Below are 8368 nucleotides of genomic sequence, written 5' to 3' on the forward strand. Positions count from 1 at the left end.
GGCGCCCACTTCGCTAGGAAGCTGGCTCATCAGTTCGGCGTGTTCCGCCGTGCTGGTAGGGGCGCATTATAGGGAGCGGCGCTGCGATGACAAGACTTTTTTTGAAGAAAATCACGAAAATTTCAAATTATTCAATTAGAAACAGCTTATTCAGTGTATATATACAATGTTATCCACAATCCGGTTATTTCACTCCCATTTTAGCGTCATTTATGTCGCCTTCAGTGACCTTGGGAATGCCATACTGGAGCCGATAACCTCTCCCGAGTGGTCCATGGTAGCGCCAATCAGGAAAGCTGGTTACCATGGAGGTGAATATAGTGTTGCACCTTTTTTGCTTTCATTTACAAAAGGTCTTTTAAGATGAATTTATCCAAGTTTCCCGTATATATGCAGGCCGCAATCCTTGCTCTGGTATTGGCAGTGGTTGGCTACCTGGTTGCCCAGGCCCTGCAGTTCTCTTTGAAAGCGGAAGTGATTTTTGCAGCAGGTCTGGCCATCGGCGGTTTCGTAGTACCGCTGTTCCTGAAGCGAACCTCGGCTAATGTCGCTGAGTCGATCGCCAATCAGGAGACTTGCACCTTATATGTAGGCAACCTGCCCTATCGCGCCAATGAGATTGCTGTGCGCGAGTTGTTTGCCGAACAGGGCCAGGTCATTTCCGTGCGGTTGATGAAAGACAAAGCAACTGGCAAGCGCAGAGGTTTCGGTTTCGTGGAGATGCCTGCCGCCGATGCCGCCAAGGCGATTGCCGCGTTGAATGACAAAGAGTACCAGCAGCGCACCCTCAAGGTACGTGAAGCGAATGACAAACGTGATAAAGAGGAGAGGGAAGGTAGCGAAGCTGACGCCTAACTGCTCGTCAGTACCTTACCTCTTCCAGTGATGACAGCCCCCATGCTTGCAAGGGGGCTGTCAGTTTTTGAGCCTCCCCATCCAGCCGGGTACAGTAAGCCCTGGCAATCACCTCTTCTATATGTACAGGCTGCACGGCAGAATGCCCGCCATTACTCAGCAACCAGGCCACCCGTTTGGCAACGGCACTGCCCGAGTCAACAAGCTGGCATTGCGGCATCAGTTGCCCAATCTCTTCATTGAGTAGCGGGAAGTGAGTGCAACCAAGCACCAGCGTGTCCGGCTTCTCTTCCCCCTCCAGCCAGTCGGCCAATACCTCGCGCAGCAGCGCCATATTGACCGGTAGGCCCGCCAGCTTGTGTTCGGCTTCTATGACCAGCTCGGTGGTGCCCTTGAGCAGCACCCGCTTGCCGGGAGCAAACTGGGCGATCAGTTCATGGGTATAGTCGCGGCTGACGGTGCCTGGAGTGGCCAGCAGACCGATACAACCGTTGCGAGTCTGTGCAGCGGCGGGCTTGATGGCTGGCACCACCCCCACCACGGGAATATCCAGAGCCTCACGCAAGGCCGGCAGCGTTATGGTGCTGGCCGTGTTGCAGGCAATCACCACCAGATCGATATGATGACGGGCCACCATGGTGGTCACCAAGCGGGTGCAGGCAGCAATCAGGGCGGGCTCGCTCAATTCACCATAGGGGAAGTTGGCGTTGTCGAAGCAGTAGAAATAGTTGTGTGCCGGCAGAACACGGCGGATCTCGCGGTAGATGGTCAGGCCACCCATACCGGAATCAAACACGAGAATATTGGCCACTTGAGCTCCCCTTTGGTGCAAGGCGGCGATCATACTCCCGCCTGCCGCCAATAGAAAAGGCCCTGCCAATGGCAGGGCCTCGGTTTTTCAAGGATGAACTGGAGAAAGCATCAGAAGCGGTAGTCGGCAGTTACTTTGAACTCGGTACCTGGTGATGCATAGCCTTTAGCGACTTCATAATTGCGATCAAACAAATTATCGATACGACCGCCCAATGTCAGCTGATTAGTAGCGGCGTAGGTAGCACCCAAGTTCACAAGGGTATACGGGCTCAACTCAACATTGCCTACATCGAGTCTTTCACCAACATATAGCACCTCTGTACTCCAGGTCATTTGACCTGTCGTGAAACTGGTCAGCCAGGTACCTTTGTGTTTCGCTCGACGCAAGAGTTGCTGATCATTCGTATTTTTGTCCTTGGCGCGTGTGTAGTCATAGTTGAAGTCATGATGTACAAGCCAAGTATCCAAACCAAGGGCCAACTCGATGCCTTCAATCTCGGCATCAGTATTGCCCTTGGTACAGGTGATATAACCTTTTTGGCACTGAATCAGGTTTTGGATTTGGTTACGATAGAAGTTTGCTGACCAGTCCCAACCGGTGTAACGACCGGAGAAATCCAGCTCCAAATTCTTGCTTTCTTCTGGTTGCAATGCCGGATTCTCATAACCCGGGTAGTAAAGATCCATAAAGGTAGGCGCTTTGAAGCCAGTACCGTAGCTCAGCCGTACATTGTGGTTCTCATCAAAATCCAGCCCACTTGCCGCAGACCAGGTATTGTGACGACCATATTGCTGGTTATCATCAGTGCGGCCGGAAAGTTCCCACAGCAGCGCCTGCCAACGGTAGCTTCCCACGGCAAACAATCCTTTATTGTCACGATCGGGGGCATTAAAGTTTTTGCCATAGCTCCGAGAGTCTGACTTCATCTCCTCACGCTGCCAATCTGCACCGCCTGTCAGGCTGACCCCTTCAATACCACTCCAGCTGTTGATCCAGGATAAACGTGTCAGACCTGTATGAATGGGTTGGCCAGTTTCTTCCCCATTACTCTCCAGCCAGTTCTTCAGCTTGTTTTCACCGTAACTGACTTCAAGTCGACTGATCAGATCCTTACCCTGGAACTTGAGACCACCGTCATATTGGAAAGCCTGTACTCGGCTCTGATCCGCAGACAGATAGGGGTCGTCCGTTTCTGTCAGATTGTCATAACCCTGAGCATTAAAATCAGCGCTCCATGCATCATTAAAAGCGTGGTTCAAACCGATTTGGCCATTGCGGCCGGAGAACCCATCCCGGTCAGGCTGCTGAGCATTGGCTACGACATCAAAACCGTCAGTACGCTCGTAGCCAATCAGCATGTTCATATCGGTTTTTTGGCCAAATGACTGAACTGTTCTTAGCTCGCCCTGACCATAGCCATTGCTGCCAGCACCACCTTTCAGATGTGTCTCGCTGCCATTCTTGGCGGATGTTTTGGTGATGAGGTTGATAACACCGCCGATGGCATCAGAACCATACACCGCAGCGCGCGGGCCACGGATATACTCGATGCGCTCGATATTGCCGAGGGGGATCTGGCTGAGATCCGGCGTACCGGCCACCATGGCCGCGATGGGACGCCCATTCATCAGCACCAGTGAATGGTTGGAGTTGGTACCACGTATGAACAGGCTGCTCATGTGACCTCTGCCACCCAGGGTAGTGATCTGCACGCCGGGCAGCGTCTTCAGCAACGCTGGCAAACTCTGCACCTGACGAGATTCGATCTCGGCGCGATCGATCACCACAACGGGCGCCAGCACCGAGCTAACCGGTTGTTCCACGCGGTTGGCTGTGATAACCAGAGTCGGATTGATAGGGATGGTGGTTTGGGCAAACGCCGCCGTCGGCAACAGGGCAGCCGCCAGAAATTTCTTCGACATGAGAGATCCTTAAGTTCGCGTAAGTATCTACTTCGTGGCCGGTTTCTCTCGGCCCGAAATACGAACTCTGGCAGGTCTTCGGGCTCGGGGGCTGATAGCCTACGGCGACGGCTTCCCGCCTGATGGCAGTGCCCTGATGTCGCTTCGTTCCCCCTTACCGCTGCGCGCCAGCTCCGGATTTTCACCGGATTCCCTATTAAGCATGATGCGCCAAAGCGGGAGGATTATAGGCAGAGCCAAGCTGGATGTATAGCCATCCAGATTTCTATTTCTTGCCAGCCAGCGCCGCCAGCCGCTGCTGGGCCCCCTCCATCACCGCCTGTACCCCGGGGTGGGAGAGATGGCGCCCTGCCGAGACCAGATAATAAGAGAGGGTAACGTCGGTGAGGGTCGCAATTCGCTCCACCCCGTAGAGGCGACCAATTTCGTCAGCCATCGCCAGCGGCGCCGGGAAGATCCCCATCCCCGCCTTGCCGAACGACTTCATCAGAGTGGAGTCATCAAACTGCCCCACCAGATGGGGATGAATGCCCTGCTGGCGATACCAGGCCAGCAGCCGATCGTGGGTAGCCGATTTCTCTCCGGGAATAAGCAACGGCAACCCCTCCAGCGAGGCGGGAAAGCCATCCCGCGCCCGCGCCGCCAGCTCGGGGCTGGCAAACAGCGCCAGCGGGCTGCGCCCCAGCTCGTGGTTGTAGCCGCGCACGCCACTGTCGGGGGGAAGCGGGCGATCGATCAGCACCATATCCAGCTTGTGGCGGGCCAGTTCACTGAACAGCTGCTCGGCCCGCTCCTCGTGACACACCAGCCGCAGCGGCGTTGCCAGCGCCATGGCGGGGGCCAGCAGCTCGAACGCCAGAGTACGGGGTACCGAATCGGCGATCCCCACCTGCATTGTCAACTCTTGACTGGCATGGCGCAGGGTGTGCTCCAGCTCGGCGCCGAGCGAGAAAATCGCCCCCGCCTGCTCCTGCGCCTGCCGTCCGGCAGCGGTCAGCACCAGACGCCGCCCCACCCGGTTGAACAGCGCCACCCCGAGGGACTGCTCCAGCTCTGCCACCTGACCGCTGATGGTCTGCGGCGTGAGATGCAGCTGTTCGGCGGCCTGCGTCACGCTGCCGCTGCGTGCCACATGCCAGAAGTAGTAGAGCTGTTTGTAGTTGAGCATGCCGTTCCCTATCAGTTTTTACCGAACAACCATCAGCAAGAATCTGATTTTATCGAAACATTGCAGGCTCTAGCATGCAACCATTATCTGAACTGCCCTGTGAACCATCATGCTGGACGTTGTTGTACTCTTCTTTCTGTTTGGTCTGCTGGCCGGTCTGGTGCGCTCCGAGCTCAAACTGCCTCCTGCCCTCTACGACACCCTCTCCCTCTTTCTGCTGCTGGCCATCGGCCTCAAGGGCGGCGTCGGTCTGGCCCAGCAATCCCTGCTGCCCCTGCTGCCGCAACTGGCGCTGGTGATCCTGCTGGGCGTAGTGCAGACCCTGCTCGGCTTTGCTGTGCTGCGCCTCAAGATGAACCGGGTCGATGCCGCCGCCACCGCCGCCCACTATGGTTCGGTCAGCGTCGCCACCTTTGCGGTCGGGGTGAACTGGCTCACCGAGCGGGGCATCAGCTTTGAATCCCAGCTCTCCATCTTCCTCGCGGTGATGGAGATCCCGGCCATTCTGGTGGGCATAGTGCTGGCCCGCGGCATCAGTCGCGAGACCCGCTGGCGCATGCTGGCCCACGAGACCTTCCTCGGCAAAGGGGTAACCCTGCTGCTCGGCGGTATGGCCATCGGCTATCTGGCCGGGCCGGATGGAATTGCTCCGCTCAAGCCGCTATTTGTCGACCTGTTCAAGGGGGCGCTGGCGCTGTTCCTGCTGGAGATGGGCCTGATCGTCGCCCGTCAGTGTCAGGATCTGCGCCGCCACGGCCTGTTCCTGCTCGGCTTCGCCCTGTTGATGCCGCTCGCTTCCGCGGGACTGGGATTGGCAGCTGGCCAGCTGATGGGCCTCTCTCTCGGCGGCCTGACCTTGCTGGCCACCCTGGCGGCGAGCGCCTCCTATATTGCCGTGCCGGCCACCATGCGCATCGCCGTGCCTCAGGCCAACCCGGGGCTATCCCTCAGCGCAGTGCTGGGGGTCACCTTCCCGTTCAACATCATGCTGGGGATCCCGCTCTACCACAGCTGGGCCCGCCACTTCACGGAGTAGCCACATGCAGACCGAGACCCGCACCCTGCTGACCGTCATCACGGAAGCCAATCTGGAGCCTACCCTGCTGCGCACCCTCACCCGCGAGGGGCTGCGCGGCTACACCATCACAGATGCCCGCGGCCGGGGGGATCATGGCGAGCGCAACGCCAGCTGGAGCGAGAGCGGCAACATCCGGCTGGAGGCCATCTGCAGCCGGGAGCAGGCGGAGCGGCTGCTGGCCCACCTGCAGAGTCGTTACTACCCCGATTACGCCATGATCGCCTTTCTGCAACCGGTCGAAATCGTGCGACCCGAGAAATTCTGAGCCGGCTTGTCGGCTCTTTTTGCCCACCAAAAGCAAACGTTTAACATTAAGGATTCAGAGAAAATGAACACCGCTCCCCTGATCGGCCTGGTAATGGGCTCCGACTCCGACTGGCCCGTGCTGCAGGCCGCCGCCCGCATCCTCAAGGAGCACGGCGTGCACTACGAGGCGCAGGTAGTCTCGGCCCATCGCACCCCGGATCTGCTGTTCGAGTATGCCGCCACTGCCCGCGAGCGCGGACTGCGCGCCATCATCGCCGGGGCCGGTGGCGCTGCCCATCTGCCGGGCATGGTCGCCGCCAAGACCACTCTTCCGGTGCTGGGGGTGCCCATCCCATCACGCCATCTCAAGGGAATGGACTCCCTGCTCTCCATCGTGCAGATGCCCAAAGGGGTGCCGGTCGCCACCTTCGCCATCGGCGAGGCGGGGGCCGCCAACGCCGCCCTGTTTGCGGTCTCTCTGCTCTCCGTTGCACAAGACGGCGATGCCTCTCGCTACCGGCAGCAGCTCGACGACTTCCGCACCCACGAGCGAGATCGGGTGCAGGCACTGCAACTGGAGGAGCCGACATGATCCTGCCACCCGCAACCCTCGGCATGCTGGGGGGCGGCCAGCTTGGCCGCTACTTCGTGATGGCCGCCCACCGCCTCGGCTACAAGGTGGTGGTGCTGGATCCCGATCCGGCCAGCATCGCCGGTGCCGCCGCCGATCACCATATTGTCGCCCCCTATGACGACCAGACCGCCCTGTACGAGCTGGCCAGCCGCTGCGAGGCCATCAGCTGCGAATTCGAAAATGTGCCCGCCGCCACCCTCGCCCTGCTCGAAAAACAAAAGCCGGTGCGACCGGCCGCCAGCGCTGTGCGCATCTGTCAGGATCGCCGCGAGGAGAAAGCCTTTCTGCGCGGGGCCAACATCCCGGTCGCCCCCTATCTGGCGCTACTGCCGGAAGAGCCCATCCCCGCACAGGCCAGCGAAATCTTCCCCGCCATTCTCAAGACGGCCCGCGAGGGGTACGACGGCAAGGGGCAATGGCAAGTGAGCGGTCTGGATGAGCTGGCGACGGTGTTGGCAGCCAGTGGTGTGCCCTGCGTGCTGGAAAAACGGCTGGCGCTGGAGGGGGAGTTTGCCCTGACCCTGGCGCGCAGCCCGAGCGGTGCCATCAGCGCCCTGCCTCTGGTGCAGAACTGGCACAGCGGCGGCATTCTGGACCAGACCCGCTCCCCGGCCAATGTGCCAACGCTGGAGAGCGAAGCCAAAGCAATAGCCGAACGGCTGATAGCAGCTCTCGATTACGTTGGGGTACTGACGGTGGAGTTCTTTCTGGTGGAAGGTAGACTGCTGGTCAACGAGCTGGCGCCCCGCCCCCACAACTCGGGTCACCCCAGCATCGACAACGCTGCATGCAGCCAGTTCGAGTTGCAGGTGCGCGCCCTGTGCGATCTGCCGCTGCCGGATCAGATCGCCGTGCGTCCCGCCCTGTTAATCAACCTGCTGGGTGATCTCTGGCAGAACGGCACACCCGACTGGGCTGCCCTACTGGCGCTGCCCGGCCTGCATCTGCACCTCTACGGCAAGGGCGAGCCACACCCCGGCCGCAAGATGGGCCATATCACGGTAACCGGTGACGACTGGTCAACGGTGGAGGAGACCTGCAGCAAGGCTCGTCAGCTGCTGGGACTCGCACCACCACGATAAATCGTATGAGATATGACTGACGATCGCGACATCCACCGTATGGGGTTCGGCCAGCAGCAAGATAAGTTACATGGCCAACCCCTCATCCGCCATCCTTGCCGTAGTGCGGTAGGTTCTAGAGCCGCAAGTTGCAACAGCGCTGGTGTAACAAGGTAGCGAGTACACTGCCAACGTATCAGGGAAGCCAGATGTCGTTACCGAACACCACAAACAACATCATCTAATTTCCGAGCAAAACAAGAATTCTATATCTATGACTAAAAGGAGAGAACACTGGGTCATATCCTGTGTCAGCGTATTCCGAACAGTGGGGCCCTGATTAAACTTTACAATTATCAGGTCGATAGATAAGAGCTCCCCGGCAGCGGGGTAACTTCGATATCCAGGAGATAATCATATGTCTCAGAAAGGAGTTCTGGTGGCACTACTGACTGCTTGCTACACGATGTCGGCTCAGGCCGACAAGCTAACCTCTCAGATCGCCTGGCCAGCCACCGCCAGCAAAAGTACCGGGATGGAAATCTCACTCACCCACCCGGGTCAACAACAGGTCAATTCCTCGTTCACAT

At 58.5% G+C, this 8368-nt stretch carries 8 protein-coding genes and 1 riboswitch; of the genes, 5 read left to right on the top strand and 3 right to left on the bottom strand.

Translation table 11 applies throughout. From position 1 onward, the window contains the following. Positions 1–363 precede the first annotated feature (363 nt). Entirely contained in the window at positions 364–855 is a 492-nt protein-coding gene (locus G5154_RS21000; RefSeq protein ID WP_204482057.1) for an RNA recognition motif domain-containing protein, read from the top strand. 7 nt (positions 856–862) lie between these two features. Here G5154_RS21000 and murI read toward each other — a convergent pair whose 3' ends face one another. From murI to G5154_RS21015, 3 genes are all read right to left on the bottom strand, one after another. Further along, a complete protein-coding gene (gene murI, locus G5154_RS21005; protein WP_421244791.1) occupies positions 863–1666 on the bottom strand; it encodes a glutamate racemase in 804 nt (267 codons plus the stop codon). Positions 1667–1776: 110 nt separating this feature from the next. Further along, a complete protein-coding gene (locus tag G5154_RS21010; RefSeq protein ID WP_421244790.1) occupies positions 1777–3591 on the bottom strand; it encodes a TonB-dependent receptor domain-containing protein in 1815 nt (604 codons plus the stop codon). Positions 3592–3642: 51 nt separating this feature from the next. Then, positions 3643–3821: riboswitch (cobalamin riboswitch) on the bottom strand. Positions 3822–3856: 35 nt separating this feature from the next. Then, positions 3857–4759 carry a LysR family transcriptional regulator gene (locus G5154_RS21015; RefSeq protein WP_064334979.1) on the bottom strand — a complete coding sequence of 301 codons (903 nt, stop codon included), beginning with the start codon at positions 4757–4759 and terminating at the stop codon, positions 3857–3859. 109 nt (positions 4760–4868) lie between these two features. Between G5154_RS21015 and G5154_RS21020 the strand changes: the two genes are divergently transcribed. From G5154_RS21020 to G5154_RS21035, 4 genes are all read left to right on the top strand, one after another. After that, positions 4869–5795 carry a sodium-dependent bicarbonate transport family permease gene (locus tag G5154_RS21020; protein WP_199416737.1) on the top strand — a complete coding sequence of 309 codons (927 nt, stop codon included), beginning with the start codon at positions 4869–4871 and terminating at the stop codon, positions 5793–5795. A 4-nt stretch (positions 5796–5799) separates the two neighbouring features. Continuing rightward, positions 5800–6102, top strand: coding sequence for a P-II family nitrogen regulator (locus tag G5154_RS21025; protein ID WP_005321666.1), 303 nt, complete (start codon positions 5800–5802; stop codon positions 6100–6102). A 63-nt stretch (positions 6103–6165) separates the two neighbouring features. Then, positions 6166–6675 (top strand): 5-(carboxyamino)imidazole ribonucleotide mutase, encoded by a 510-nt coding sequence (gene purE, locus G5154_RS21030; protein WP_227341716.1) that lies wholly within the window; start codon positions 6166–6168, stop codon positions 6673–6675. Then, on the top strand, positions 6672–7799 hold the full coding sequence (locus tag G5154_RS21035; RefSeq protein ID WP_421260650.1) for a 5-(carboxyamino)imidazole ribonucleotide synthase: 1128 nt from the start codon (positions 6672–6674) through the stop codon (positions 7797–7799). Before purE ends, G5154_RS21035 begins: the two co-directional genes overlap by 4 nt. Positions 7800–8368: the final 569 nt, after the last annotated feature.

This window comes from Aeromonas sp. 600527 (assembly GCF_049175415.1).
In the GTDB taxonomy this organism is placed as follows: Bacteria; Pseudomonadota; Gammaproteobacteria; order Enterobacterales; family Aeromonadaceae; genus Aeromonas; species Aeromonas veronii_A.